Origin of the sequence: Pseudomonas sp. Irchel 3E20 (assembly GCF_900187645.1) — a bacterium.
Lineage (GTDB): Bacteria > Pseudomonadota > Gammaproteobacteria > Pseudomonadales > Pseudomonadaceae > Aquipseudomonas.
On the sequence record NZ_FYEE01000001.1, the window covers coordinates 695924 to 720498 of the forward strand.

Consider the following 24575-nt stretch of genomic DNA (forward strand, 5'->3'; position numbering starts at 1 on the left):
CTATAAGGGAAAGGCCAAAGTGGCCGATAACCCGTCAAGCATCAGTGTTGCCTGGCGGTTTTAGTGCTAGGCGGCCTTGCGGGCCTGCGCGGTGAGTGCGGTTGGTAACGTCGTGGGTAAGGCTGTGTAAAGTCGCTTGATAGCCTATTGCCGCTAGCTATTATCTGCGCGCCGAAAGGTGCAGCGAAGCTGAGCTCGTCCTTGCATTTGCTTTTGGGTTCATCTTCTTACTGGGCTGGAATCTTCGATGTTGGCGTATCACCAGAAAAACTTTTTGATCGTCGATGATTTTTCTGACTTTCGCAGTTCCGTCAGGTCCATGCTGCGTGAGCTGGGGGTCAAGGATATCGACACCGCCGACACTGGAGAGCAGGCGCTGCGCATGTGCGCGCAGAAGCGCTACGACTTTATCCTGCAGGACTATCACCTGGGCGACGGTAAGAAAAATGGCCAGCAGGTGCTTGAAGACCTGATGGTCGACAAGTTGATTAGCCATGAGAGCGTGTTCGTCATGGTCACCGCCGAGACGAGCCAGGCGATGGTGCTCAGTGCCCTGGAGCACGAGCCCGATGCCTATCTGACCAAGCCCTTCAACCGCTTAGGCCTGGCCCAGCGGTTGGATCGGTTGGTGCAGCGCAAGAATTTACTCAAGCCCATCATGCAGGCCCTGGATCGCGGCAAGCCCACCGAGGTGTTGGCGGCCTGTGCGGCGTTGTGCAAGCAAGACCCGCGTTTCACGCCGTTATGCCTCAAGTATCGCGCCGATGCCCTTCGCGACCTGAACCAGCATGAGGCGCTGGAGAAGTTCCTCAATGCGATTCTGGCGGACCGCCCGCTGCCATGGGCCTACGCGATGTTGGGCCGGTTGCTGTTCAAGCGCGGCCAGGTCAAGCACGCCCAAGGCTTGTACGAAACGGCGCTCAAGGCGTTCCCGATGATGCCGGCCTTGTATGACGGGTTGGCGGACGTGTTGGTGGCTCAGGGCGATGCCAAACGTGCGCAAAGCGTGCTGGAAGAGGCGGTACGCCTGTCGCCGCTGGCGGTGCGCCGGCAATCGCAGTTGGGCAAATTGGCCTTGGCCAACGAGGATTTTGAAACCTCGTCCCGGGCCTATCGCAATGCGGTGGCCCAGGGGCAGCAGTCGCGCTTCAAAGACCCGGAAAGTAACCTTGGCCTGGCCCAAGCCTTGATTAGCAAGGGCAGCGAGCGGGGCCTGGACACCCGCACGCGCCTGGAGATCAACAATGCCCTGGGCCTGGTGGCCAAGGAGAACCCCGGCGACCAAAGCCTGCAAGTGCGGGCGCGGCTGATGAAGGCTACCAGCCTGCTTATCAACGACGCGGAAACCGCCGAAAAACTCACCGAGCAAGCCATGGCGCGCCTAGACGGCATGGAGCAATTCATGAGCGCCGAGGCGGCGTTGCTGGTGGCCAAGCAGTTGCAGCAATTGGGCCAGGCCGAGGCCGGCGCCTCGATGCTCAAGAACTGCGCCGAGATTTACGGTGACGACCCGGTGGTGATGCAAGGCATCGCCAAGCTGACCGACGACCCGGCCATCCTCAACGCCGGCAACGCTGCGGCGGACCTCAACCGCCAAGGCGTGCGTGCCTACAAGGCAGGTGGCTTGACCGAAGCGCGGGAGCTGTTCCGCGGCGCGCTGTTGCTGCAACCGAAGAACATCAGTATTGCGCTGAACATGGCGCAGTCCCTGCTCCACGGCACCGACCCCAAGGCGGACGCGCCGCTGTTCGACGAATGCCGCGCCTGCTTGAAAATGGTCGGCATGATCCCCGAGAGCGACGCGCGTTATCCGCGTTATCAAAAACTGCGCAGCAAGGCGTTTGACCAATGAACGAGAGCGAACCGGGCCTGGACTTTTCCACGGTGATTGCGTCCACCGTCCATGACATGAAGAACTCCCTGGCCATGCTGATGCAGGCCCATAGCCAGTGGCTGGAGCGCTTGCCCGAGGCGCAGCGGCACACGGCCGAGCAGTCGGTGATGGCGTATGAGTTCGCCCACCTCAATGGCATGCTCGTGCAGTTGCTGGGCCTGTACAAACTGCAGGTCAACCAGTTGCCCTTGCAGCCCGGCTACCACGAGCTCGACGACTTCCTCGAAGCGCAATTGGCCTGCCATCAAGAGGTGTTCGAGCAACGCGGCATCGAGGCTCGCTATGAGGTCGATGAGTTGTGCGGGTTGGGGTTTTTCGACCGCAGCCTGATCGGTTCGGTGGTCTCCAACATCATCAACAATGTGCTGCGTTACGCGCGCCGGGCCTTGCTGATTAGCGTGCGCGAGGAGGCGGGGCAGTTGCTGTTGACCATCAATGATGACGGCGGCGGCTACCCGGCGCAGATGATCGAGCACCAGGCCGATTACCTTCAGGGCATCAACCAGGTCACCGGCAGCACCGGCCTGGGCCTGTATTTCGCCGCGCGTATCGCCGGCCTGCACCAGCGCAACGGCGTGTACGGGCGTATCGCAATCAGCAATGGCGGGCCGTTGGGCGGCGCATTGTTCAGCCTCTATCTGCCGTAGTTTCGGGCCTGCGGACGGCGGGAATTATCGTTTCAGCCTTGGTGTGATGATCTATTCGCGGCGCGGCCCCCGGGTTTTGCGACGCTGTGCTTGAAATCCTGAACAGGTGATGCGTATTTTGTACGGGTCGCCGTTCGCGGCTTGCACAACAACAAGGATTGAGTCATGACGACCGATGGCCACAGTTCACTCGCACAGCGATTGACGGGCATTGATGAGATTGAATGTGTTACGCCGGACCTCAATGGTGTGCCTCGCGGCAAGGTGATGACTGCCGAGGGTTTCCTGGAAGGGCGGCGGTTGCAGATGGCGCGGGGGGTGCTGCTGCAATGCATCATGGGCGGTTATCCGCCGGCCCGATTTTATGGCAGCGACGACGGCGACCTGGCGTTGTGCCCCGACCCCGGGCAGATCCACCGCTTGCCCTGGAGCGACCAGCCGCGGGCCCTGGCCATTTGCGATGCCGATGAGCTGACGGGCGAAAGCTCACGGCTTTCCACCCGCGGCCAGCTCAAGGCCGTGATCGCCCGCTACGCCGAGCGTGGCTTGGCACCGGTGGTGGCGACCGAGTTGGAGTTCTTCGTCTTCGCCCCCAACACCGACCCGACTCAACCCTTCCAGCCGCCCTTGGGCCTGGACGGGCGCCGCGAGGACGGCCACTCGGCGTTCAGCGTCAGCTCCAACAACGGCTTGCGGCCGTTTTTTGCCGAGGTCTATCAGTGCATGGCCGCGCTGGGTTTGCCCCGCGACACCTTCATGCACGAAATGGGCGTTAGCCAGTTCGAGATCAACCTGCTGCACGGCGACCCGCTGTTGCTGGCCGACCAGACCTTCCTTTTCAAACACCTGCTCAAGGAAGTGGCGCTCAAGCATGGCTTGACCGTGGTGTGCATGGCCAAGCCACTGGCGCACACGCCGGGCAGTTCGATGCACATTCACCAAAGCGTGGTGGAGCTGGGCAGCGGGCGTAATGTGTTCAGCGATTCGGCGGGGGAGCCGACCGCGACGTTCCGTCATTTCATCGGCGGGCAGCAAGCGGGGATGGCGGATTTCACCGCACTGTTCGCACCGAACGTGAACTCCTACCAACGTTTGTGCCACCCCTATGCGTCGCCAAACAATGCGTGCTGGTCCCACGACAACCGCGCCGCTGGGCTGCGCATTCCAGCCAGTTCGCCGGTGGCGCGGCGGGTCGAAAACCGTTTGCCGGGGGCCGATGCCAACCCCTACCTGGCGATTGCCGCCAGCCTGGCCGCCGGCTTGCACGGCATCGAGCATGAGTTGGAGCCTAGCGCGGCGATCCAGGGTGAGTTCCAGGTGCCGGACCATTTGGCCCTGCCTTGTACCTTGCATGCCGCCCTTGAGCGTCTCAAACGCAGTTCATTGGCGAAGGAACTGTTTGGCAAGGAGTTCATCGAAGGCTACATCGCCTCGAAAACCATGGAGTTGACCAGTTTCTTCGATGAAATAACTCCCTGGGAGCGTCGTGTTCTAGCGGCCCAGGCATAACCGACCCTCGCCTTCGGGCTATCGTTAGCGATAGCCCGATCCTCACTTCAAGGAGCCGCTCGGAACGCCGATGCGCCAAATCTGGAAATCCTTTCGAGCGCTGTATTTCGCCTCGCTGATGATGCTTATCGGCTCAGGCCTATTGAGTACTTACCTGGCCTTGCGCCTGGCCGCGGACCACGTCGATGGTCTGTGGATCGGTGCGCTGATGGCCGCCAACTACTTCGGTCTTGTCCTGGGCGGCAAGATCGGCCATCGCCTGATCGCCCGTGTCGGGCATATTCGCGCCTACGCCACCTGCGCCGGCATTGTCGGCGCCGCGGTGCTGGGCCATGGCTTGGTGGACTGGCTACCCGCATGGCTGGTGCTGCGGGTGATCGTGGGCCTGGGCATGATGTGCCAGTACATGGTCATCGAGAGCTGGCTCAACGAGCAGGCCGAAGCCAAGCAGCGAGGGCTGGTGTTCAGCGGCTACATGATCGCCTCGTACCTGGGCTTGGTGCTGGGGCAACTGATTCTGGTCATGCACCCGCAACTGGGCCTGGAACTGCTGATGCTGGTGGCGCTGTGCTTCGCCCTGTGCCTGGTGCCGGTGGCCATGACCCGGCGCATTCACCCCGCGCCCTTGCATCCGGCACCGATGGAGCCGCGGTTCTTTATCAAGCGCGTGCCGCAGTCGTTGAGCACGGTGCTGGGGGCGGGCCTGATAGTCGGTTCGTTCTACGGCCTTGCGCCGCTGTATGCCGCGCAGCAGGGGCTCTCGACCGAGCAAGTGGGTCTGTTCATGGGTAGCTGCATCTTCGCAGGCCTGGTGGTGCAGTGGCCGTTGGGCTGGTTATCGGACCGCTATGACCGTGCGCTGCTGATCCGCTGCTTCGCCGGGTTTCTCGCCGTGGCGGCGCTGCCCTTGGCGATCCTGCCGTCGGTGCCGCTGGAGGTGTTGTTTGTTGCCGGGTTCCTCTGTTCGCTGGTGCAGTTCTGCCTGTATCCGCTGGCGGTGGCGTTTTCCAACGACCATGTGGAGAGCGATCGTCGGGTGTCGCTAACGGCAATGCTGCTGGTGACCTACGGCGTGGGTGCCAGCATTGGGCCGCTGGTGGCCGGGGTGCTGATGAAGTTCTTCGGCAGCCAGATGCTCTATGCCTTCTTCAGTTTTTTTGCCCTGGTCCTGGTCTGGCGCATCCGGCCCAAGGCTGTGACCAACCTGCATCAGGTGGACGATGCACCGCTGCACCACGTGGCGATGCCGGACAGCATGTCCAGTTCGCCCCTGGTGGCGGCCCTCGACCCACGGGTGGACGAGCAAGTGGTGCAAGACCAGATGCAGCAGAGTCCAGCCACTCCCGACCCGGAGCTGGAACCTGACGCGGATGCGCAACCGGCGCCTGACGAAAACGGCGGGCCTGACGACGCAGACCCCGAACATCCCCACACCTTCACCGGTGCCAGGCCCTAAAACAAAAAACGGGCAGCCCTTGCGCAGCTGCCCGTTTTTTGTGTGCTGGCGGATTTACATGTCGTCTTTGTCGAAGCGCCGCGCTTCGCGTTGCAACTGGTAGACGAAGCGCTCGACCTGGCGCTGTACCAGGCCACTCATGTTGTGAAAGCGCACGCCGGCGAACGTGGTGTCGATGCGCTCTTCGTGGTGCAGGTGGCGCAGTTCCACCGGCGCGGTCATGGCGCCGAAGGGCAGGGCGGCGACGAAACGGTCGTAGACCTCGCCCAGTTGCAGGCGATCGGAGATGTCGCCGTCAAAGCGCAACTTGCAGCCGGTGGCGGAAATATCCAACAGCTTGCCCTTGACCGGGGCTTTGAGCTTCTCACCGCCCAACTCGATATCCACCAGTTGCGCCAGTTTCAGGGCCGCGCGAAAGGCGTTGCGCCGCTGGTGGTAGACCACTTCGGTAGGCATGACCGTGCGGTAGCAGCGGTGATCCTTGGTTTCATCGAGGGTCGGGGTGCCGTTGCTTTCCCAAGCGATCCGCACGCCTTCGTGAAAGCCTTCGACGCGAAAAGGCTCGCCGCCGAACATGAAGCGCTCGCCGTCGCGGGGGATCATTTCATCGAGGGCAATCATGCCGCTGTCGCGGTCGACTTCCACCAGATAGCTCTGAAAGCGCTGGCTGCGTTCATGGAACGTAATAATCAGGGGATCGTGGCTCTCTTGCAGCGACCGCAGGTTAGCGGCGATTTCCAGAGGTGTGGTGAGCACCTTGGGGGGCTGCGGAGCGTCTTCCGCGTTTAAGGCATTGGACACGGTTCATCAATCTCCAGACAAAATACAACTACACGCAAGATCCGGCATTTTGCCAGCATGTGGCGCGGCTTCATAGGGCGCGCTCATAAGGGCTCAAGCCTGACTGAGCGGGCGTGGCTTCGCAAGCTTGGAGGTTGACCCGCGGGCATCGTAGAGCGAAGGCGGTTCGCCACCTGTGAGAATGCGCAACTGGTGTGCGGTGGTGGCTTGTTGCAGTTGGATCGACTGGCCGTTCTGCTCGTTGATGGCGTGGCATTGGGCGAGTTTTTGGTTCAGAACTTCGCTTTGCGCCAGCAATTGCGGGCCAATGCTTGAGTGCTCGGCCAGTTGCGCGAGACCGTTGTGGTTGGCGGGCAGGTTGAGGCTGGCGAGGATTTCGCTGCGCTTGCGGCCATGCTGCTCCAGCAAAATGATTAACGCCTGTTTTTGCGCGAGGATTTCTTCGAGCAGCCGCATGTCGCGTCCGTGGAGGGCCAGGGACTCGGTTTGCAGCAACTCCAGCAACTGTTGAGCTGGAGCAAAGTCGTCGGTAATCAGTTGCAGTAAGTTGGTGTCGTGCATGACGGGCCTTGGGTTCTAAGCGTCCAAAAGCCTGGCGCAGGCCTTGGGCTAGCGCTGGGCTTCGAAATTGAGCAGCTTGCTGGCTACACGGTTGCTGTCGACTTTATAGCTGCCATCGGCAATCGCTTGCTTCAACTCGGCCACGCGGGCCTTATCGACGGCAGGCTGATCGCGCAGCTTGTCGGTGACCTTCTGCAACTGTTGAGCCTCATTGCTCAGGTGTACCGATTCCCCGCTTTTGCTGGCGGAGGGCTGTTGGGCGGCGGTAGTGACCGGCGCGGACTGCCCGGCATCACCGGTTTCTTTGTTGGCGCCGCTACGGGCGGTGGCCAATGAGGGGGAACTGTTTAATCGGCTGAAATCGATGACCATGATGGAAAAAACCTCTGGGTATTTGGACGCTTGCCATGTTTTCGGCCATACCCGGAAAAACTTTAGGCTCAATTATCGGTAGACGAACGCGCCAGGGCCACGCGGCGTACTGGCACAGTCTAGGGAACGACCGAGGCAAGCGCCAGTGCTCTACAAGGCCACCTCGACCTGGCCCGGAGCGGTCACCCGTGCCTTGATGACCCGTTGGGAGTTGAGGTTCTTGACCCGGATCTGTTCGCTCATGCCGCCATTGGACAGGGCTTCCCCCGGCATCCGCACGCTGAGGGTGCCGCTGCGCGCCGAGATCACCACCTGGTCGCCCTTGCGCACCACTTCGGCCTGCTCCATGTGCACCAGGGTAATGACTTGGTCGTTGACCATTGGTCGGACAAGTTTTTGCCCGATCGCCTGATCGACGGAAGTCAGGTAACTCTGTGTTATCAGGCTGATATCACGCTCGCGTAGGGTGACGTCTTCGGGGCCGATGATGGCGGTGCGCTTGAGCGGCCGGGTGGTGGTCACGATCTCGCGAAACAGGCGTACTTGAGCGGGTACGAACACGGTCCAGGGCGCAGCGCCATCACAGCGCACGCGCACCGTGACACGGCCCAGGGGCACGGCGGGGCTCTCCAGGGTCGCTGTCAATTCCTTGTCACACTGGGGCAGGCGCAGGCGCGGGTCGAGCTGGTTGACCTGGATCTCGTAGCGTCCTTCGGTCTGGCTGGTGGCCAGGTAGTCTTCCACGGTGAATTCAAGAAACCCTTGGGTGACGCCGATAAGCAGATCAGGCAAGGTGACCGAGTCGGCCAGGGCCGGGCCGCCGACGGCCAGGCAACACAGCGCCGACCAGGCGCACAGGCCTTTGCGGTAGGTTGAGGTCAGGCGTCGGGAAAATGTCGTTTTGGCGTTCATAAGAGTTAAAAAGCAAGCGCCGTGCCGTTTAGCAATGAACGGGCGTCGGATCTTTTCAAGTGTGTGGGTGTAGTGGGAGTCGGGCATGGCTGGTGTAATGGATTCGGTGAACCAGCGCACGCAACTGGTGGGGCAGAATCGCCTTGAGCTGTTGTTGTTCCGCTTGGACGGAACGCAGCTTTACGGGATCAACGTGTTCAAGGTTCGGGAGGTGCTGCAATGCCCCAAACTGACGGTGCTGCCTAAGTCCCATCCTGTCGTGTGCGGTGTCGCCAATATTCGCGGTGCGACCATTCCGATTCTGGACCTGGCGATGGCCACCGGGTCGGGCGGTTTGCAGGACCAAAGCAACCCCTTCGTGATAATCACGGAGTACAACACCAAGACCCAGGGTTTCCTGGTGCGCTCGGTGGAACGTATCGTCAACATGAACTGGGAGGAGATCCACCCGCCACCCAAGGGCACCGGGCGCGATCACTACCTGACCGCCGTTACCCGGGTCGATAACCAGTTGGTGGAAATCATCGACGTAGAGAAGGTGCTGGCTGAAGTGGCGCCGACGCCGGAGTCGATTTCCTTTGGCGTGGTGGACACCGAAACCCAGCAAAAGGCCATATCGCTGCGGGTGTTGACGGTGGATGACTCCTCGGTGGCGCGCAAACAGGTTTCGCGTTGTCTGCAAACCGTTGGGGTTGAGGTGGTGGCGCTCAATGACGGTCGCCAGGCGTTGGAATACCTGCGCAAACTGGTGGACGAGGGCAAGAAGCCCGAAGAAGAATTTTTGATGATGATCTCCGACATCGAGATGCCGGAAATGGACGGCTACACTCTCACGGCCGAGATACGCAACGATCCACGCATGCAAAAACTGCATATCATCCTGCATACTTCGCTGTCCGGAGTGTTCAATCAGGCGATGGTCAAGAAAGTCGGTGCCGATGACTTCCTGGCCAAATTCCGTCCTGATGACCTGGCAGCCCGGGTCGTTGACCGGATCAAAGCAGCAGATCACAGCTAGGGGCGCCTGCCCCGGCGAACAACACGATTTTAGAGGCGGTATCTTTGTCTACGGGTAATTTGGATTTCGAACAGTTCCGGGTCTTCCTGGAAAAAGCCTGTGGCATTTTGCTCGGTGAGAACAAGCAGTATCTGGTGTCGAGCCGTCTCAACAAACTGATGGAACAGCAGGGCATCAAGTCCCTGGGGGAGTTGGTCCAGCGTATCCAGACCCAGCCGCGCAGTGGTTTGCGCGAGTTGGTGGTGGACGCCATGACCACCAACGAAACCCTGTGGTTTCGTGATACCTACCCCTTTGAGGTGCTCAAGAACAAGGTGCTGCCCCAGGCGATCAAGGCCAACCCCGGCCAGCGGCTGCGCATCTGGTCGGCGGCCTGTTCGTCGGGGCAGGAACCTTACTCCCTGTCCATGGCCATCGACGAGTTCGAGCGGGTCAACATGGGGCAGTTGAAGATGGGGGTGCAGATTGTTGCCACCGACCTGTCGAGCACCATGTTGAACAACTGCAAGACCGGCGAATACGACAGCCTGGCCATCGGCCGCGGTTTGTCGCCCGAGCGCTTGCAGCGTTATTTCGACCCCAAGGGGCCGGGGCGCTGGGCGGTTAAGGCACCGATCAAGAGCCGGGTGGAGTTTCGCTCGTTCAACCTCTTGGACAGCTACGCCAGCCTGGGCAAGTTCGATATCGTGTTCTGCCGCAACGTGCTGATCTACTTCTCCGCCGAGGTGAAGAAAGACATCCTGCTGCGTATCCACAGCACCCTGAAACCGGGCGGTTACCTGTTTCTCGGCGCGTCGGAAGCCTTGAACGGCTTGCCGGACCACTACCAGATGGTCCAGTGCAGCCCGGGCATTATCTACCAGGCCAAGTGATTGCTGGCGACAACGAAAAACGGGAGCCCTCAGCGGCTCCCGTTTTTTTTGCCGTCACTGTAGTTGGCTGGCCTGCGGTGGGAGCGAGCCTGCTCGCGATAGCGGGCGAGTCGCTACCATCGCGCCGGTGGCTGACCTGCCGCCCCCGCAAAGCGGCAGAAAAGCGGCGGCCAGCGGAAACCCATTGCCGCTTTTCTGGCATCGGTGCCTTGCCGGGGCCGGCAAAGCCCGTGTTTTCGGGGGGTTATGCAGTTGGCACGCGGCTTGCTAAGTTCCAGCTACGAAAAACCGGTCACCCAAAGGTTTCCCGACATGAGCATCAGCTTCGACAAAGCGCTCGGTATCCATGAACAGGCTCTTGGCTTTCGCGCCAAGCGTGCCGAAGTCCTGGCCAACAACATCGCCAACGCCGATACCCCGAACTACAAGGCTCGGGATCTGGACTTTTCGGCTGTGCTGGCGGCGCAGAGCGAAAAGACCAAGAGCGGCGCCTTCGCCTTGAATATGACCAATAACCGTCATATCGAAGCGCAAGGCCTGGGCAATGGCGACGAATCGTTGCTGTATCGCACGCCGATGCAGCCCTCGATCGACCAGAACACCGTGGACGCCCAGCTCGAGCAGTCGAACTATGCCGAGAACTCGGTCAACTTCCAGGCCAGCTTCACGCTGCTCAATGGCAAATTCAAAGGGTTGATCGCAGCCCTGCGCGGAGAGTAACCATGTCCCTGTCCAGTGTTTTTAACATCGCAGGTTCCGGCATGAGTGCCCAGACCACGCGCCTGAACACCGTCGCCAGTAACATCGCCAACGCCGAGACGGTCTCCTCGAGCATCGACCAGACCTATCGCGCCCGTCACCCGGTGTTCGCCACCATGTTCCAGGGCGGCCAGAGCGGCGGCAGCGATTCGCTGTTCCAGAACCAGGACGCTGCCGGCCAGGGCGTGCAGGTGCTCGGCGTAGTCGAAGACCAGAGCAACCTGGATGCACGCTACGAACCCAACCATCCGTCCGCTGACGCCAAGGGCTATGTCTATTACCCCAACGTCAACGTGGTCGAGGAAATGGCTGACATGATTTCCGCCAGTCGGTCCTTCCAGACCAACGCCGAAATGATGAATACCGCCAAAACCATGATGCAGAAGGTCCTGACCCTGGGTCAGTGATAAGGGGCTACTCCTATGAGCGTTAAGGACACCACCAGCGCCAACGCCTTCAATGACGTCGTCAACAACGTCAAGAAGACCGGCGGCACCGACGGCGCCAACACGACCAAGAAGGCTGCCGACGGCACCGTCATGGGCAAGGATGCGTTCTTGCAGTTGCTGGTCACCCAATTGAAAAACCAGAACCCGCTGGAGCCCCAGGACAACGGCGCGTTCGTTGCCCAGTTGGCGCAGTTCAGCAGCCTGGAAGGCATCACCACCCTCAATGACTCGGTGTCGTCGCTGTCCACCAGCTACAAGTCGTCCCAGGCCTTGCAGGCCTCGTCGCTGGTGGGCCGCTCGGTGATCGTGCAGACCGACACCTCGGTGGTCGACCCGGAAAAAGGCCTCACCGGTTCTCTGGTCGTCAGCAAGCCGATCAGCAACGCCACCATCACCGTCACCGACAAGGACGGCAAGGTCGTCAAGACCATCGACATGGGCAGCCAGGTCGCTGGCAGCCCGACCTTTACCTGGGACGGTACCAACACGGCCGGTGAGAAAGTCGAGAAGGGCACCTACTCCTTCAAAGCCACCACCAAGACCGACGATGGCACCGTTGCCCTGCTGACCTCCCTGCCGGCGACCGTCAACAGCGTGACGCTGAGCCAGACCGGCGGCGAAATCATGCTTAACCTCGCTGGCCTGGGCGCCGTTGCCCTGTCCAAAGTCCAAACGATTGGTTTGTAGAGCCGAATAACGCGGCACAAGGAGTGAGATATGTCTTTCAACATTGGCCTCAGCGGTCTCTATGCATCCAACAAGCAACTGGACGTCACCGGTAACAACATCGCCAACGTCGCGACCACCGGTTTCAAGTCCTCTCGTGCGGAATTCCAGGACGTCTACTCGGCCCTGCGCCTGGGTAACGGCAGCAAGACCATCGGCAACGGCGTGAACTTGGCTAACGTGTCCCAGCAGTTCAGCCAGGGCGACGTGAACACTTCCGGCGGCATGCTGGACATGGCGATCCAGGGCGGCGGCTTCTTCACCCTGAGCACCAACGGCTCGCTGAGCTACACCCGCGCCGGCACGTTCCAGCGTGACAAGGAAGGCTTCGTCACCACCTCCGACGGTACCGGCCGCCTGCAAGGCTACGCCGTGGACGACGAAGGCAAGGTCGTCAAGGGTATTCTCACTGACCTGCGCATCGACCAGGCCAACCTGCCGCCCAAGGCGTCGAGCAAAGTCGACTCCACCAGTAACCTCAAGTCCACCAGTGACGTCATCAACCAGACCGACATTCCGTTCGATCCGAGTAACCTCAAGTCCTTCACTGAGCAGTTCAGCACCACCATCTACGACACCCAGGGTAACTCCCACCCGATGGACCAGTACGTGGTCAAGACCGGCTCCAACACCTGGAAGACCTACACCCTGATCGATGGCCGCAACCCTAACGGCTCGCCGGTGACCGGCACAGGCGCCCAGGCACCGGTGGCTTCGACCATGTCCTTCGACACCGCTGGCGAACTGACGGGCATCGTCACTCCACCTAGCACCGCCTCCAATACCACCCTGACCATCCCGGGTACCGGTACCGGCGCCTGGGTGCCCAGCGTCATGGTCGGCGGTGTGTGGACCCCCAACGGCGCGGCCGCCAACCCCGATGGCATTGCCATCAACATGGCCAGCATCACCCAGTACAACTCAGTGACCTACCGCAACCCGCCGGTCACCGACGGCTACGCCACCGGCGAAATCACCGGGCTGAAAATCGACGGCAATGGCGTGATGTTCGCCAACTTCAGCAACCAGCAAAGCAAGGCCATTGGCCAGTTGGCCCTGGCCAGCTTCAACAACGAACAGGGCCTGCAACCGGCGGGTGGCACAAGCTGGAAAGAAACCTTCGCCTCGGGCCAGCCAGGCTATGACACTCCGCAGACCGGCACCCTGGGCACCATCGTGGCCGGTAACCTGGAAGGCTCCAACGTCAACCTGACCAACGAGTTGGTGGACCTTATCAAGGCGCAGAGCAACTACCAGGCCAACGCCAAGACCATCTCCACCCAGAGCACCATCATGCAGACCATCATCCAGATGACCTGATAGCGGTTCGCGCTCTACCAAAAGCCCCTCGAAAGAGGGGCTTTTTTGTGTGTGGGAGCGAGCAAGCCCGCACAGTTTTGGGAACGCGTTCACCGGGGCATTTCTGTGGGAGCGAGCCTGTTCGCAATGGCGCCCCCCCGACTGCGCCGCTCATCTGCCACGGCACCAGCGGGTTACTCCACACAAAAGAAAACCCCCGGCAAACCAAAAGTCTGTCGGGGGTTTTTCAGTCAGCGCCTGGCGGGGCTGGACGGCTCAGCTTATTGGCAGGCTTCGCAATCCGGCTCGTCGATGGCGCAGGCTTTTGGCACGGGGGCCGGGCCGGCAGGGGCGGCGAGGACTGAGTCGTCGCCGTGGTTGCCGCCGCTGGATACCGCGTTCAGCTTGCCGGTGTTGATGGTCGATTTCTCGGTGCTGGTGGCGGCCAGGGCACGGAGGTAGTAAGTGGTTTTCAGGCCACGGTACCAAGCCATGCGGTAGGTCACGTCCAGTTTCTTGCCCGAGGCGCCGGCGATGTACAGGTTCAGCGACTGAGCCTGGTCGATCCACTTCTGACGGCGGCTGGCGGCGTCGACGATCCACTTGGTGTCCACTTCGAACGCGGTGGCGTAGAGCTCTTTGAGTTCCTGCGGGATGCGCTCGATCTGCTGCACCGAGCCGTCGTAGTACTTGAGGTCGTTAATCATCACCGAGTCCCACAAGTCGCGGGCCTTGAGGTCGCGAACCAGGTACGGGTTGATGACGGTGAATTCACCCGACAGGTTGGATTTCACATAGAGGTTTTGATAGGTCGGTTCGATCGACTGCGAGACGCCGGTGATGTTGGCGATGGTGGCGGTCGGTGCGATGGCCATGATGTTGGAGTTACGAATGCCTTTCTGCACGCGGGCACGAACCGGCGCCCAGTCCAGGGATTCGTTGAGGTCAACGTCGATGTACTTCTGGCCGCGCTGCTCGATCAGGATCTGCTGCGAGTCCAGCGGCAGGATGCCTTTGGACCACAGCGAGCCCTGGAACGTCTCGTAGGCGCCGCGCTCGTCGGCCAGGTCGCAGGAAGCCTGGATCGCGTAGTAGCTGACCGCTTCCATGGACTTGTCGGCGAACTCGACCGCGGCATCCGAGCCGTAGGGAATGTGCTGCAGGTACAGAGCGTCCTGGAAGCCCATGATGCCCAGGCCTACCGGGCGGTGCTTGAAGTTGGAGTTCTTCGCTTGCGGCACCGAGTAGTAGTTGATGTCGATCACGTTGTCGAGCATGCGTACCGCAGTGTTGACGGTGCGTTCCAGCTTGGCGGTGTCGAGCTTGCCGCCCACGATGTGGTTCGGCAGGTTGATCGAGCCCAGGTTGCAGACCGCGATTTCGTCCTTGTTGGTGTTCAGGGTGATCTCGGTGCACAGGTTCGAGCTGTGGACCACGCCCACGTGCTGCTGCGGGCTGCGCAGGTTGCATGGGTCCTTGAAGGTCAGCCATGGGTGGCCGGTTTCAAACAGCATGGACAGCATCTTGCGCCACAGGTCTTTGGCCTGGATGGTCTTGAACAGCTTGACCTTGCCCGGGTACTCGGTGAGGGCTTCGTAGTACTCGTAGCGCTCTTCGAAGGCCTTGCCGGTCAGGTCGTGCAGGTCCGGCACTTCCGATGGCGAGAACAGGGTCCACTTGCCGTCGTCGAAGACGCGCTTCATGAACAGGTCGGGGATCCAGTTGGCGGTGTTCATGTCGTGGGTGCGGCGACGGTCATCACCGGTGTTCTTGCGCAGCTCGATGAACTCTTCGATGTCCATGTGCCAGGTTTCCAGGTAGGCGCAGACCGCGCCCTTGCGCTTGCCACCCTGGTTCACGGCGACGGCGGTGTCGTTCACGACCTTGAGGAACGGCACGACGCCCTGGGACTTGCCGTTGGTGCCCTTGATGTACGAACCCAGTGCGCGCACCGGGGTCCAGTCGTTGCCCAGGCCGCCGGCGAATTTGGACAACATGGCGTTGTCGTGGATCGCGTGGTAGATGCCCGATAGGTCGTCCGGCACGGTGGTCAGGTAGCAGCTCGACAGCTGTGGGCGCAGGGTACCGGCGTTGAACAGGGTCGGGGTCGAGGACATGTAGTCGAAGGACGACAACAGGTTGTAGAACTCGATGGCGCGGTCTTCTTTGTTCTTTTCTTCGATGGCCAGGCCCATGGCCACGCGCATGAAGAAGATCTGCGGCAGTTCGAAGCGGATACCGTCCTTGTGGATGAAGTAACGGTCGTACAGGGTTTGCAGGCCCAGGTAGGTGAACTGCTGGTCACGCTCGTGGTTGATCGCCTTGCCCAGTTTTTCCAGGTCGAATTCGGCCAGTACCGGGTTCAGCAACTCAAACTCGATGCCCTTGGCGATGTAGGCCGGCAGGGCCTTGGCGTACAGCTCGGCCATTTCGTGGTGAGTGGCGCTCTGGGCCACTTGCAGGAAGCCCAGGCCTTCGGCGCGCAGGGTGTCCATCAGCAGGCGGGCGGTGACGAACGAGTAGTTCGGCTCGCGCTCGACCAGGGTACGGGCGGTCATCACCAGGGCGGTGTTGACGTCGCTCAGGGCCACGCCGTCGTAGAGGTTCTTCAGGGTTTCGCGCTGGATCAGGTCGCCATCGACTTCTTCCAGGCCTTCGCAGGCTTCGGTGACGATGGTGTTCAGGCGGCCCATGTCCAGCGGCGCGAAAGTGCCGTCGGCCAGGGTGATGCGGATCGAGGGGTGAGCCTGCACGGCGTCGGCGGCCGGCGCGCGGGTGGCACGTTCCTTGGAACGGGCGTCGCGGTAGATCACGTAGTCGCGGGCCACTTTCTGCTCGCCGGCACGCATCAGGGCCAGTTCGACCTGGTCCTGGATTTCTTCGATATGGATGGTGCCGCCCGAAGGCATGCGGCGCTTGAAGGTCGCGGTGACTTGTTCGGTCAGGCGGGCCACGGTGTCGTGGATTCGCGACGAGGCGGCAGCGGTGCCGCCTTCAACTGCGAGGAACGCTTTGGTGATGGCGACGGTGATCTTGTCATCGGTGTAAGGAACGACAGTGCCGTTACGCTTAATCACTCGCAATTGGCCCGGTGCGGTGGCGGACAGATCCTGGTTGGAATCGGCGGCCTGCGGCACATTGCCCTGCGGGTTCTCGCGAGTTGTGTCGGTTTGCATGGGTGTCTCCACGTTCTCTATGTTTGTTGGGGCACCGTCTTGGTGCCCACCGTTCCGTCCTGAAGCACTACAACCGGCGAGGCCGGGCATAACCACTTCGGGACAGGAGGAAGGCGCTCTTGCGGGCGTCGCTTCCATGCCGAAGTCTTGGGTTCCAAGCCGCAAGGCGCGAAACCGTTTTGCGATGGATGACAGATTCTCTACTGCAACACCCGTACCGCTTTGGCCGTGGTTGGCTGCAAAGCGGTGGCCATCCGCAGACGCGGTTTGGTCTTCTGAAATGACGATTGGTTCAACCAAACGCAAGCAAGAAAAGCACTTGAGTTTCTTGTCTGAACTGTGTTTGGTTTTTGTCTCGAAACCCCATATGTAGGGTTTTTCGGCGCGCGAGCTACAAGATAATGCGTTTGGGTGGATGATTGCAACGTGATACCTGTGGATAAAGCTGTGCGTAAATTGTGTATGAAAGACGTATTCGTCCTGTAGGCCGCGTCGCTGCTGGACTGCGCCGTTTGTCACTGTTTTTTACCGCCGGAAATAGCCTTGGGCGGATTTTTGCGGGCGCGAACCCTATCACAAAAAAGGGTACTTACCGAGCCCATTTGCCCGCTTGTCTTTAGCCGCGCAGGCGTTGCTACAATCGCCCGTTCGATTCGCTGTCTTATCCGCCCCAAACATTACAAAAAGACGGGCGGATCCTTCCTTTATCAGTGTTTTTGGCAAGCAGAGGTCCCCGTGGAGCAAGAAGCGTGGCAGGTATTGATTGTCGAGGACGACCAGCGTCTGGCTGAGTTGACCCGTGATTACCTGGAAAGCAATGGATTGCGTGTCGCCATCGAGGGCAACGGCGCCCTGGCCGCCGCCCGGATCATCGCCGAGCAACCGGACCTGGTGATCCTCGACCTGATGCTGCCCGGCGAGGATGGCCTGAGCATCTGCCGCAAGGTGCGCGACCGCTATGAAGGACCGATCCTGATGCTCACCGCCCGTGCCGACGACATGGACCAGGTGTTGGGCCTGGACCTGGGCGCCGACGACTACGTGTGCAAACCCGTGCGCCCGCGCTTGTTGCTGGCGCGCATCCAGGCGTTGCTGCGCCGCAGCGAAGCGCCGGAGCCAGCGGCCCCGGAAAAACCCCGGCGCCTGCAATTCGGCCCGTTGGTGGTGGACCACGCCTTGCGCGAGGCTTGGCTGAGCGACGCCGGCATCGAATTGACCAGCGCCGAGTTCGACCTGCTGTGGCTGCTGGTGGCCAACGCCGGACGCATCCTCTCGCGCGAGGAAATCTTCACCGCCCTGCGCGGCATCGGCTATGACGGCCAGGACCGCTCCATCGACGTGCGCATCTCGCGCATCCGCCCCAAAATCGGCGACGACCCCATCCACCCGCGGCTGATTAAGACCATCCGCAGCAAAGGCTACTTGTTCGTTCCCGAAGCCTGCGTAGACATGCCGCTGTGAACTCCATCTTCCTGCGCATCTACGGCGGCATGTGCGCGGCGCTGATCCTGGTGGCGGTGCTCGGCGTGCTGGCGCTGCACCTGCTCAACCAGGCCCGCGGCGAGCAGTACCGCGAACGCCTGGCCCACGGCACGTTCTCCCTGATGGCCGACAACCTGCAACCGATGAACGAGTTCGAGCGCCGCCGCGCCGTGACCATGTGGGAGCGCCTGTTGGGCATCCCGCTGAAGTTGCAGACCTTCGCCGACACCGACCTGGACCTCGGCCAGCGCAACCGTATCCTGCGCGGCCAGGCGCTGGTGGAGCAAACCGGGCCGCACGCGGCGCGGGTTTATCGGCTGGTCAGCCAGAAGGAGCAACTGGTGCTCACCGGCGAGGTGCTGCAGATCAGCGAGCAACTGGCGCGGGCCACCATCTACCTGCTGGCCGATGAACTGGTGCGCTACCCCGTGGCCGAGCAGCCCCAGCGCCTAGCGGCTCTCAAACGCGACAAGGGCTTTGGCTTCGACATGCACCTGGTTGACCTGGAGCAGGCCGACATGGACGAAGACCAGCGCCGCCGCGTGGCCGAAGGCGACACGGTGATGGCCCTGGGCAAGGGCGGCGATTCGATCCGCGTGTTCGCCGGCATGGTCGGCACGCCCTGGGTACTGGAAATCGGCCCGCTGTACCAGATGAACCCCTACCCGGTGGAGTGGTTGGTGCTGATTGCCGCCCTGGGCCTGAGCTTGATCGGCTTGATCGTGTACCTGCTGGTGCGTCAGTTGGAACGCCGCCTCAGTGGCCTGGAGTCAGCGGCCACGCGCATCGCCCAGGGCAGCCTGGAAACCCGCGTGCCGGCCCGTGGCGCTGACTCGGTGGGGCGCTTGGCCGCGGCGTTCAACGGCATGGCCGAGCACTTGCAGCGCCTGCTGGCCATTCAGCGTGAACTGGTGCGGGCGGTGTCCCACGAGTTGCGCACCCCGGTGGCGCGCTTGCGCTTCGGCCTGGAGATGATCGCCTCGGCCGCCACGCCTGCGGCCCGCGACAAGTACATGGACGGCATGGACAACGACATCCAGGACCTGGACCGCTTGGTGGATGAAATGCTCACCTACGCGCGCCTGGAGCAGGGCTCGCCGGTGCTCGACTTCCAGCGAGTGGACCTCGATGCCCTGGTCAACCAGGTGATCGAAGAACTGGCGCCGCTGCGGGCCAACGTCAAGGTCCGGCGTGGCTTGTGCCTGTCGGCCGCCAACTGCGACGACGCCTGGGTCGAGGCCGAGCCGCGCTACCTGCACCGCGCCTTGCAGAACCTGGTGGGCAACGCCATGCGCCATGCCGAGGGGCAGGTGTCCATCAGCTATCAGGTGGGCCAGCAACGCTGCCGCATCGACGTCGAAGACGACGGGCCGGGCGTGCCGGAAAGTGCCTGGGAGCGGATCTTCACCCCGTTCCTGCGCCTGGACGACAGCCGCACCCGGGCCTCGGGCGGCCATGGCTTGGGCCTGTCCATCGTGCGCCGGATCATCCACTGGCACGGCGGCCGGGCGCTAATCAGCAAAAGCAAAAGCCTCGGCGGCGCGTGCTTCAGCCTGAGCTGGCCGCGGCATCAGGAGAAGTAGCAAGCGGGCTTGCCAGCGATGGCGGTCTCAAGATCGCCCTCGCGGGCGAGCCCGCTCCCACACAAATAGTTTCCACCCCATAAACGCAGCTCAGGCCACACAAAAGCAGTTCCCCCATTCAGCCCGCGCGCATCAGGACGATGTCAGGCCTCAACCCCCACCAAACTCAGCAACTGCCCATCCGCCACACAAAACTGCCCGTCCAGTTCGCGGCCGTGGTGCCAGTCGCCGGACAGGTCGGTGAGCAGGCGCAGGCGCACGTGGCCGCTGCGGTCCCAGGCCAGCACTTGGGCATGCTCGAAGTAGAAGCGCTGGCGCACGATGGGGTAGAGGGCCTTGAACAGGCTTTCCTTGGCCGAGAAGGTCAGGGTCACCAGCAGGGCGATATCCTCGGCGGGGCCGGCGGCCATGCGCTTGAGTTCTTCACCGGTGAGGATTTCCCCGGCCAGGCGTCGCGCCCGCTCCTCGTCCAGCAGGTTTTCCAGGTCCATGCCCAGGCCTTGCCAGTGTTCCTTGCGCGCGACGATTGCTGCCGCCCGGCCCGTGCCGTGGGTGATCGAGCCGCACAGGTGCGCCGGCCACACCGGGGCACGGTCCTCGCCAATGGCCGGCACGCAGTCCAGGCCGTCGAGCCGGTGCAGGGCGGCGCGGGCGCACAGGCGCCCGGCGAGGAATTCGGCCTGGCGCTTGGCCACCGAGCGTTGGATGCTCGGCGGCGCGGCGATGGCGCTGCGCTGGAAGTCGTCGCCGGCCAGGTGCGCCGGGTCGAACCGGGTGCTCAGCAGCACGGTATGCGCCAGGGGGACGGGCAGCGGCCAATGGTCGTCGAGGGGGGAGCAGCAGGCGGGGAGGGTGTGGGTGGCGTTCATCGCGGCATTTTGCCCCGGTTGCCCCGGTGCTGGGTAGTGCAGGTTTGGTTCAGCCCAGGTTCAGCAGGCGTTCAGGGGCAGTTCAGGGGCCGTTGGTTACTGTAGCGACGTCCCCAAACAGCGCACCGCGCAACAGGAAAACCACTATGACGACTTTCAAGAAGTTGATTCTGGCCTTCACCGTTCTGGGCGCCAGCGCCATGGTCCAGGCTGGCGACAGCAATTTCGCCAGCCTGACCCTGGGCCAGACCAGCGACAAAGTGAAGAAATCCGGCTCCCTGGACCGCCACCTGGGCAGCCCCAACGCCGATGGCGTGATCGGCAAGGACACCACTTGGGGCCTGCGCCTCGGTCAGCAGAACAGCGAAGGCCGCTACTACGCCACCTACGACAACGTCTCCGGCTCCCACAATGGCCTGAAATTGCGCCAGGAAAACCTGCTGGGCAGTTACGACAAATTCCTGCCGGTCACCGCCAGCACCCAATTGTTCGGCGGCGCCACCGCCGGCCTGACCAAACTGACCCAGGATTCCCCCGGCATGAGCCGCGACAGCGACATCGGCTACGCTGTGGGCGTGCAGGCCGGCGTCTTGCAGCAAGTTTCGCAAAACACCTCGGTGGAACTGGGTTACCGTTACCTGCGCAGCAATGCCAGCACCGAAGTGAGCGAGCGCGGCGTGGGCAAACAAGGCTCCCTGAGCCTGACCAGCAGCGCGCAGACCTACCTGTCGGCCAACTACGCATTCTAAGTACAGGTCGCAACGCCGGGCGCCGGGCCACCTGCGCCCGGCGCCCGTGCATCGGTCCAAGAGGTGAGGCCCCCCATGAAACTGCTGGTCGTCGAAGACGAAGCGCTGCTGCGCCATCATTTGTACACCCGGCTCAGCGACAGCGGCCATGTGGTCGAGGCCGTGGCCAATGCCGAGGAGGCGCTGTACCAGATCGAGCAGTTCAACCACGACCTGGCGGTGATCGACCTCGGCCTGCCGGGCCTGGGTGGGTTGGACCTGATCCGCCAGTTGCGGGCGGCCGGCAAGAGCTTCCCGATCCTGATCCTCACCGCCCGCGGTAACTGGCAGGACAAGGTCGAAGGCTTGGCCGCCGGGGCCGACGACTACCTGGTCAAGCCGTTCCAGTTCGAGGAGCTGGAGGCGCGTCTCAATGCGTTGCTGCGCCGCTCCAGCGGCTTTACCCAATCCACCATCACCGCCGGGCCGCTGCTGCTGGACCTCAACCGTAAGCAGGCATCCCTCGATGACCAACCCCTGGGCCTGACCGCTTACGAGTACCGCATCCTCGAATACCTGATGCGCCACCATCAGCAAGTGGTGGCCAAGGATCGCCTGATGGAGCAGCTCTACCCGGACGACGACGATCGCGACCCCAATGTCATCGAAGTGCTGGTGGGGCGCCTGCGCCGCAAACTGGAGGCGCCCAACGGCTTTAAACCCATCGACACCGTGCGCGGCCTGGGCTACCTGTTCACCGAGCGCTGCCGATGATCCGCTCGCTACGCCTGCGCCTGATGCTGGCGGCCACCACCCTGGCCGTGTTGTTCATGCTGGCCTTGCTGCCGGCGATGCAGGGCGCGTTCAGCCTGGCCTTGCAGGACTCCATCGAACAACGCCTGGCCTCGGACGTGACCACGCTCATCTCCGCCGCGCGGGTGGAAAACAACCACCTGCAAATGCCTGCGCAACTGCCCGACGAGCGCTTCAACCTGGCCGACAGCCGCTTGCTGGGCTACATCTACGACCGCGAGGGGCACCTGGTGTGGCGCTCGCGGGCCACCCAGGAAGAAAACATCAACTACACCCCGCGCTACGACGGGCGCGGTAACGAGTTCGAGCGCATCCGCGAAAGCAGCGGCCAGGAATTCTTCGTCTATGACGTCGAGGTGCAGTTGCTCGGCGGCAAGAGCGCGGCGTTCAGCATCGTTGCCCTGCAACCGGTGCGCGAATACCAACTGACCCTGCAAGGCCTGCGTGAGAACCTCTACCTGGGTTTCGGCGCGGCTTTGCTGGTGCTCCTGGCGCTGCTATGGATCGGCCTGACCTGGGGCCTCAAGGCCCTGCGCCGGCTCAGCCAGGAACTGGACGAAATCGAGGGCGGCACCCGCGACAGCCTCAGCGAAGAACACCCCCGCGAATTGCTGCGCCTGACCGGCTCCCTCAACCGTTTGCTGGACAGCGAGCGCGAGCAACGCAGCCGTTACCGCGATTCCCTCGACGACCTGGCCCATAGCCTGAAAACCCCGTTGGCGGTGCTGCAAGGCGTCAGCGAAGACCTGGCCCGCCACCCGCAAAACCGCGAACAGGCCCGGGTGCTGCAAGGCCAGATCGAACGCATGAGCCAGCAGATCAGCTACCAACTGCAACGGGCCAGCCTGCGCAAAAGCGGCCTGGTGCGCCATCAGGTGCGCCTGCGCCCGGTGCTGCAAAGCCTGTGCGACACCCTGGCCAAGGTCTACCGCGACAAACCGGTGCGCGTCACCTTCGATTTGCCGCAGCGTTGCTTTATGCCGATCGAAGAGGGCGCGCTGCTGGAAATGCTCGGCAACCTGCTGGAAAACGCCTATCGCCTCTGCGTGGCGCAGGTGCGGGTGAGCGTGCGCCACACCCACGCGGGCACCGAGCTGTGGGTCGAAGACGACGGCCCCGGCGTGCCGCCCAACCAACGCGCGCGGGTGATCCAGCGCGGCGAACGCCTGGACCGCCAGCACCCCGGCCAAGGCATTGGCCTGGCGGTGGTGCAGGACATCATCCAAAGCTATGGCGCGCGCCTGACCCTGGACGATTCGCCCCTGGGCGGGGCGGCGTTTCGGGTTCATTTTGCGGTTGGTTGATTGGCTGGGGCTTTCGGGCCTCATTGCGGGCCAGCCTGCACAGAACTGGGTTACAACTCTCCTCCCTGTAGGCGCAACGGTCTTACCCCGACCACTCGTCACCGCCACTGCGTGCCGCCATCGCGAGCAGGCCCGCAGAGGCAAAAAGAACATCCCACCCACACCACCGTTCAACTGTGGGAGCGGGCCTGCCCGCGATGGCGATCCGGCGCTCGGCGGCGAAGCCTCTGGCACGGCCGGATAGGACCGCTGCGTACCCCGGCGCGGGCGAACCCGCTGGCTACATCTGCTCGCGATACGCGCCTGGGGTCAGGCCGGTCCATTTCTTGAACGCCCGGTGAAACGCCGACGGCTCGGAAAACCCCAAATGCTCGGCGATCTGTTGTAACGACAGGTCGGCGCGGCGCAGGTGGTGGATGGCGATATCGCGGCGCAACTGGTCCTTCAACGCCTGGAAACTCGAACCCTCTTCGCGCAGGTGCCGGCGCAGGGTCTGTGGGCTGATGTGCAGGTGCGCGGCCACGGCTTCAAGGTCTGGCCAGCGGCGGCTGTCCTGGCTGAGCAGGCGCCGCAACTGGCTGCTCAGGCTGTCGCCGTCGTCGGGGCGCGACAGCAGGTCGGCGGGCGAGCGTTCGAGAAAATGCTTGAGGGTGCGCTCGTCCTGCAACAGCGGCATCGCCAGGTAGCGGCCGTGGAACACCAGGCGGGTGGAGCCGCTGGCGAACCGGTGGGGGCAGGGGAACAGCAACTCATACTCGCTGGCGTGGGCGGGTGCCGGGTAGCTGAAGGTGGTGTGTTCCAGGCGAATGCGCTGGCCGATCAGCCAACTGCTCAAGCGGTGCCAGATCAGCAGCAGCGACTCGCTCAAGAAGTGGTCTGGGTCGCGCAGGTCGCGGTCATCCAGGCTCAGGCACACCCATTCGCCCTCGCGCTCAAGCCGCAGGCGCGGCGCGGCGGGGAACAGGCTGTAGAACAGCAGGCCACGTTGCAGGGCTTTTTCCAGGTTACGGCAGTGGATCAGCGCGTGGCACATCATGGCGAAGGTGCCGCGTTTGCTCGGCGCCTGGGCGAACCCCAGGTATTCGTCGTCCAGGCGTTGCCACAGGCGTTGGATCAGGTCGGTGAACTGTTGGGGGGCAATGCGCGCGCGTGGCTCGTCGAGCCACTGTGGGTGGATGCCCAGTTCCTGGAGCAGGTCGTTGCAGTCCAGGCCCTGGCGGCGTGCGCCGGACAGGGCGGCGCGGGCGAAATGGCTGGCGATAGTGCGTTCGCGCATGGGGGGCAGGTCCGTCCATTGAGGGGCGGATAGTAGCCAGCTCATGGTGCGAGGAACAAGGCGGAAATC

The 24575-nt window shown here is 62.5% G+C and carries 22 protein-coding genes; 15 read left to right on the forward strand and 7 right to left on the reverse strand.

What is annotated here, in order from left to right:
- Window positions 1–247: 247 nt before the first annotated feature.
- The 4 genes from CKW13_RS02980 (at window position 248) to CKW13_RS02995 (ending at window position 5506) form a co-directional block, all read left to right on the forward strand.
- Complete coding sequence (locus tag CKW13_RS02980; protein ID WP_095106823.1) at window positions 248–1852, forward strand: response regulator; 1605 nt, start codon at window positions 248–250, stop codon at window positions 1850–1852.
- Complete coding sequence (locus CKW13_RS02985) at window positions 1849–2541, forward strand: sensor histidine kinase KdpD (RefSeq protein WP_095106824.1); 693 nt, start codon at window positions 1849–1851, stop codon at window positions 2539–2541. Before CKW13_RS02980 ends, CKW13_RS02985 begins: the two co-directional genes overlap by 4 nt.
- A gap of 267 nt (window positions 2542–2808) precedes the next feature.
- Complete coding sequence (locus tag CKW13_RS02990) at window positions 2809–4050, forward strand: glutamine synthetase family protein (RefSeq protein WP_176465040.1); 1242 nt, start codon at window positions 2809–2811, stop codon at window positions 4048–4050.
- Between the two features lie 70 nt (window positions 4051–4120).
- Window positions 4121–5506 carry an MFS transporter gene (locus CKW13_RS02995; RefSeq protein WP_095106827.1) on the forward strand — a complete coding sequence of 462 codons (1386 nt, stop codon included), beginning with the start codon at window positions 4121–4123 and terminating at the stop codon, window positions 5504–5506.
- A 54-nt stretch (window positions 5507–5560) separates the two neighbouring features.
- Here CKW13_RS02995 and CKW13_RS03000 read toward each other — a convergent pair whose 3' ends face one another.
- The 4 genes from CKW13_RS03000 to flgA all read right to left on the reverse strand — a co-directional run bounded on the left by CKW13_RS03000 (window position 5561) and on the right by flgA (window position 8152).
- Window positions 5561–6307, reverse strand: coding sequence for a flagellar brake protein (locus CKW13_RS03000; protein WP_095106828.1), 747 nt, complete (start codon window positions 6305–6307; stop codon window positions 5561–5563).
- 93 nt (window positions 6308–6400) lie between these two features.
- Window positions 6401–6868 (reverse strand): flagella synthesis protein FlgN, encoded by a 468-nt coding sequence (locus tag CKW13_RS03005; protein ID WP_095106830.1) that lies wholly within the window; start codon window positions 6866–6868, stop codon window positions 6401–6403.
- A gap of 48 nt (window positions 6869–6916) precedes the next feature.
- A complete protein-coding gene (gene flgM / locus CKW13_RS03010) occupies window positions 6917–7240 on the reverse strand; it encodes a flagellar biosynthesis anti-sigma factor FlgM (protein ID WP_095106831.1) in 324 nt (107 codons plus the stop codon).
- A 150-nt stretch (window positions 7241–7390) separates the two neighbouring features.
- Window positions 7391–8152 carry a flagellar basal body P-ring formation chaperone FlgA gene (gene flgA, locus CKW13_RS03015; protein ID WP_095106832.1) on the reverse strand — a complete coding sequence of 254 codons (762 nt, stop codon included), beginning with the start codon at window positions 8150–8152 and terminating at the stop codon, window positions 7391–7393.
- 85 nt (window positions 8153–8237) lie between these two features.
- Here flgA and CKW13_RS03020 point away from each other — a divergent pair, with 85 nt between their 5' ends.
- The 6 genes from CKW13_RS03020 to flgE all read left to right on the forward strand — a co-directional run bounded on the left by CKW13_RS03020 (window position 8238) and on the right by flgE (window position 13296).
- The gene (locus tag CKW13_RS03020; RefSeq protein WP_095106834.1) at window positions 8238–9170 is read left to right on the forward strand and encodes a chemotaxis protein CheV; all 933 of its coding nucleotides are present in this window, start codon (window positions 8238–8240) and stop codon (window positions 9168–9170) included.
- A 44-nt stretch (window positions 9171–9214) separates the two neighbouring features.
- Window positions 9215–10042 (forward strand): protein-glutamate O-methyltransferase CheR, encoded by an 828-nt coding sequence (cheR, locus tag CKW13_RS03025; protein ID WP_095106835.1) that lies wholly within the window; start codon window positions 9215–9217, stop codon window positions 10040–10042.
- A gap of 312 nt (window positions 10043–10354) precedes the next feature.
- Window positions 10355–10762, forward strand: a complete 408-nt coding sequence (gene flgB, locus CKW13_RS03030; protein ID WP_095107034.1) for a flagellar basal body rod protein FlgB — start codon at window positions 10355–10357, stop codon at window positions 10760–10762.
- Window positions 10763–10764: 2 nt separating this feature from the next.
- On the forward strand, window positions 10765–11208 hold the full coding sequence (gene flgC, locus CKW13_RS03035; RefSeq protein WP_095106836.1) for a flagellar basal body rod protein FlgC: 444 nt from the start codon (window positions 10765–10767) through the stop codon (window positions 11206–11208).
- Window positions 11209–11223: 15 nt separating this feature from the next.
- Window positions 11224–11937 (forward strand): flagellar hook assembly protein FlgD, encoded by a 714-nt coding sequence (gene flgD, locus CKW13_RS03040; RefSeq protein WP_095106838.1) that lies wholly within the window; start codon window positions 11224–11226, stop codon window positions 11935–11937.
- A 30-nt stretch (window positions 11938–11967) separates the two neighbouring features.
- Entirely contained in the window at window positions 11968–13296 is a 1329-nt protein-coding gene (gene flgE, locus CKW13_RS03045; RefSeq protein ID WP_095106840.1) for a flagellar hook protein FlgE, read from the forward strand.
- Between the two features lie 260 nt (window positions 13297–13556).
- Here the strand turns inward: flgE and CKW13_RS03050 are convergent, their stop codons facing one another.
- Complete coding sequence (locus CKW13_RS03050) at window positions 13557–16451, reverse strand: ribonucleoside-diphosphate reductase subunit alpha (RefSeq protein ID WP_095106842.1); 2895 nt, start codon at window positions 16449–16451, stop codon at window positions 13557–13559.
- A 735-nt stretch (window positions 16452–17186) separates the two neighbouring features.
- On the opposite strand from CKW13_RS03050, the gene CKW13_RS03055 reads away from it, so the two are divergent.
- Window positions 17187–17912 (forward strand): response regulator, encoded by a 726-nt coding sequence (locus CKW13_RS03055; RefSeq protein WP_095106844.1) that lies wholly within the window; start codon window positions 17187–17189, stop codon window positions 17910–17912.
- On the forward strand, window positions 17909–19516 hold the full coding sequence (locus tag CKW13_RS03060; protein ID WP_095106846.1) for an ATP-binding protein: 1608 nt from the start codon (window positions 17909–17911) through the stop codon (window positions 19514–19516). The genes CKW13_RS03055 and CKW13_RS03060 overlap by 4 nt, the downstream gene beginning before the upstream one ends.
- Window positions 19517–19659: 143 nt before the next feature.
- On the opposite strand, the gene CKW13_RS03065 is transcribed toward CKW13_RS03060, so the two are convergent.
- Complete coding sequence (locus tag CKW13_RS03065) at window positions 19660–20385, reverse strand: 4'-phosphopantetheinyl transferase (protein WP_095106848.1); 726 nt, start codon at window positions 20383–20385, stop codon at window positions 19660–19662.
- A 146-nt stretch (window positions 20386–20531) separates the two neighbouring features.
- Here CKW13_RS03065 and CKW13_RS03070 point away from each other — a divergent pair, with 146 nt between their 5' ends.
- The 3 genes from CKW13_RS03070 to CKW13_RS03080 all read left to right on the forward strand — a co-directional run bounded on the left by CKW13_RS03070 (window position 20532) and on the right by CKW13_RS03080 (window position 23230).
- Window positions 20532–21134, forward strand: a complete 603-nt coding sequence (locus CKW13_RS03070) for a hypothetical protein (protein ID WP_095106850.1) — start codon at window positions 20532–20534, stop codon at window positions 21132–21134.
- A 75-nt stretch (window positions 21135–21209) separates the two neighbouring features.
- A complete protein-coding gene (locus CKW13_RS03075) occupies window positions 21210–21887 on the forward strand; it encodes a response regulator (RefSeq protein ID WP_095106852.1) in 678 nt (225 codons plus the stop codon).
- Complete coding sequence (locus tag CKW13_RS03080; RefSeq protein WP_095106854.1) at window positions 21884–23230, forward strand: ATP-binding protein; 1347 nt, start codon at window positions 21884–21886, stop codon at window positions 23228–23230. The genes CKW13_RS03075 and CKW13_RS03080 overlap by 4 nt, the downstream gene beginning before the upstream one ends.
- 280 nt (window positions 23231–23510) lie before the next feature.
- Here the strand turns inward: CKW13_RS03080 and CKW13_RS03085 are convergent, their stop codons facing one another.
- The gene (locus CKW13_RS03085) at window positions 23511–24506 is read right to left on the reverse strand and encodes an AraC family transcriptional regulator (RefSeq protein WP_095106856.1); all 996 of its coding nucleotides are present in this window, start codon (window positions 24504–24506) and stop codon (window positions 23511–23513) included.
- Window positions 24507–24575: the final 69 nt, after the last annotated feature.

Excerpts from the sequence above, each read along its gene's own strand:
- CKW13_RS02995 (WP_095106827.1), top strand. The coding sequence starts at position 4,121 with ATGCGCCAAATCTGGAAATCCTTTCGAGCGCTGTATTTCGCCTCGCTG.
- CKW13_RS03080 (WP_095106854.1), top strand. The coding sequence starts at position 21,884 with ATGATCCGCTCGCTACGCCTGCGCCTGATGCTGGCGGCCACCACCCTG.
- flgE (WP_095106840.1), top strand. The coding sequence starts at position 11,968 with ATGTCTTTCAACATTGGCCTCAGCGGTCTCTATGCATCCAACAAGCAA.
- flgM (WP_095106831.1), bottom strand. The coding sequence starts at position 7,240 with ATGGTCATCGATTTCAGCCGATTAAACAGTTCCCCCTCATTGGCCACC.
- flgD (WP_095106838.1), top strand. The coding sequence starts at position 11,224 with ATGAGCGTTAAGGACACCACCAGCGCCAACGCCTTCAATGACGTCGTC.
- CKW13_RS02990 (WP_176465040.1), top strand. The coding sequence starts at position 2,809 with ATGACTGCCGAGGGTTTCCTGGAAGGGCGGCGGTTGCAGATGGCGCGG.
- CKW13_RS02980 (WP_095106823.1), top strand. The coding sequence starts at position 248 with ATGTTGGCGTATCACCAGAAAAACTTTTTGATCGTCGATGATTTTTCT.
- CKW13_RS03070 (WP_095106850.1), top strand. The coding sequence starts at position 20,532 with ATGACGACTTTCAAGAAGTTGATTCTGGCCTTCACCGTTCTGGGCGCC.
- CKW13_RS03005 (WP_095106830.1), bottom strand. The coding sequence starts at position 6,868 with ATGCACGACACCAACTTACTGCAACTGATTACCGACGACTTTGCTCCA.
- CKW13_RS03065 (WP_095106848.1), bottom strand. The coding sequence starts at position 20,385 with ATGAACGCCACCCACACCCTCCCCGCCTGCTGCTCCCCCCTCGACGAC.
- CKW13_RS02985 (WP_095106824.1), top strand. The coding sequence starts at position 1,849 with ATGAACGAGAGCGAACCGGGCCTGGACTTTTCCACGGTGATTGCGTCC.
- CKW13_RS03050 (WP_095106842.1), bottom strand. The coding sequence starts at position 16,451 with ATGCAAACCGACACAACTCGCGAGAACCCGCAGGGCAATGTGCCGCAG.
- CKW13_RS03020 (WP_095106834.1), top strand. The coding sequence starts at position 8,238 with ATGGCTGGTGTAATGGATTCGGTGAACCAGCGCACGCAACTGGTGGGG.
- flgC (WP_095106836.1), top strand. The coding sequence starts at position 10,765 with ATGTCCCTGTCCAGTGTTTTTAACATCGCAGGTTCCGGCATGAGTGCC.
- flgA (WP_095106832.1), bottom strand. The coding sequence starts at position 8,152 with ATGAACGCCAAAACGACATTTTCCCGACGCCTGACCTCAACCTACCGC.
- CKW13_RS03085 (WP_095106856.1), bottom strand. The coding sequence starts at position 24,506 with ATGCGCGAACGCACTATCGCCAGCCATTTCGCCCGCGCCGCCCTGTCC.
- flgB (WP_095107034.1), top strand. The coding sequence starts at position 10,355 with ATGAGCATCAGCTTCGACAAAGCGCTCGGTATCCATGAACAGGCTCTT.
- CKW13_RS03075 (WP_095106852.1), top strand. The coding sequence starts at position 21,210 with ATGAAACTGCTGGTCGTCGAAGACGAAGCGCTGCTGCGCCATCATTTG.